At 46.8% G+C, this 1,618-nt stretch carries 2 protein-coding genes; both read right to left on the bottom strand.

The features are described 5' to 3' along the window. The coding region (gene yegD / locus R7P72_RS24015; RefSeq protein ID WP_318110827.1) for a molecular chaperone at window positions 1–1,101 on the bottom strand (1,101 nt) is incomplete at its 3' end. A gap of 84 nt (window positions 1,102–1,185) precedes the next feature. Further along, on the bottom strand, window positions 1,186–1,618 hold a 433-nt coding region (locus R7P72_RS24010; RefSeq protein ID WP_318110826.1), incomplete at its 5' end, for a hypothetical protein.

Raw genomic sequence — 1,618 nt, 5'->3', positions numbered from 1 at the left:
CACTTCAATCAGCTCCGACAATAAGTTGATGCCAGTACGGTAAGCCGTTTGATCAGAGAGTGCCACCTTCGCTTCTTCTGCACGGCGGACAATATTGTAGCCTAGTGATTCGTGATAAACCTCTAGCAAGCGCGCTAACTTTTCTGGCTCTTGCGCCTGTTTCTGCAACAGTTTTAACGCCGCTAAGTTCTCACGTGAGTAAAAGTCGTTTTGCGCTTCAACGTTATTGATAGCAATCGGATTCCAAAACTGAGTCGTCGGCATCACAATGCCCGATTCCATCTTGCTTTCCATCCCAAACGGGAACATCAACTGTTTGAAAGCCAACGCGATATCCAGATCGTTACCGCCGACACGCTGACCACTGTGAGCCAACAAACTTGCCGTTCTGTCTGCTTTTCCTCGCCAAGATGGCCCCATCTGAATCAAAGAACAGTCGGTTGTACCACCACCGATATCCACCACCAAAATCAGTTTGTCTTCGTTAAGCGTCGCCTCGTATTCTAAACCAGCGGCGACGGGCTCAAACTGAAATTCGATATTTTGAAAACCGGCACGCTTGGCGGCGCGAAGTAGAATATTTTCCGCTTGAATGTTCGCCGTTTCTCCACCACGACCATGAAAGTTGATTGGGCGACCAATCACCGCATCCGTAATGCTTTGCTGAGCATGGTTTTCTGCCTGAGCTTTGATGTTGTCCATCATGGCGCAAACCAGATCTTCAAAGAAGCTCAGCTGAACATCACGCAAGCCAGATGCACCAAGAAACGACTTTGGTGACTTCACGTAATAGATATCGCGTGGGTCTTCTAAATAGCGGTTCAACGCTGCCTGACCAAACGCGATGTCTTCTGGCTCCAGCTCGATGCTCTCTTCTCGGTTCAAGTTGATTGCGCGGCGCAGTACCTGCTCTCCAACTTGATCAAACGGTTTGATGTCACGGTGACGAAACAAATGCTCAGACACAGACTCACGAGTCGGAGCTGCAAGGGTGGAAGGAATGAACGGGCTATCCCCTTCAAGATTTAACAAAACAGGCTCGCCTGATTCCATTTTTGCCACTGAACAGTTTGCAGTGCCATAGTCAAAGCCAATATACATGAGTCCTCCCACTGACGAAAAAAGGTCGGCAATGCTAACTCAATGGCACATGAATTACTACTCAAACGGTAGAGCGATTCTCGCTTATTCGCTTTCGGACGTTTCTTTTTTCATGGCAGGTAACACGACGGCTAACAATAACGCTAATAAAAGAAAAGCAGGCGTGAGTTTCAATCCTTGCCAAATTGAGTACGTGTCGTGAAACAGCCAAAAAATTCCTATCGTTAACAAGTAAGCAAAATAGCTGCTGAACACTAAACTCATGGCGACAAAACGCGTGCGATTGATGATGAGGATTCGCACTAAATATTGGCTGAGTAAACTCGCACAATGCATCGCCAATTGCCAGTTAATGATAAAAAAAGCCAGAGAAACAAATCCAGCTACCAGCATGGCGTCGTGCGTACTAACAATAAAGTAGCTGCCGAAACGGCTCATCATAACAGGATAATTGCCTTCGTAGACAATGGACCAAGAGATCGCATTCGCCACTGCAATATAATTGGCAAAATAGGCA

The organism is Vibrio sp. Vb0888, from assembly GCF_033338835.1.
Classification (GTDB): domain Bacteria; phylum Pseudomonadota; class Gammaproteobacteria; order Enterobacterales; family Vibrionaceae; genus Vibrio; species Vibrio alginolyticus.
Note: the sequence above shows the minus strand (reverse complement) of the source record. Positions and strands in the feature narration are given on the sequence as shown.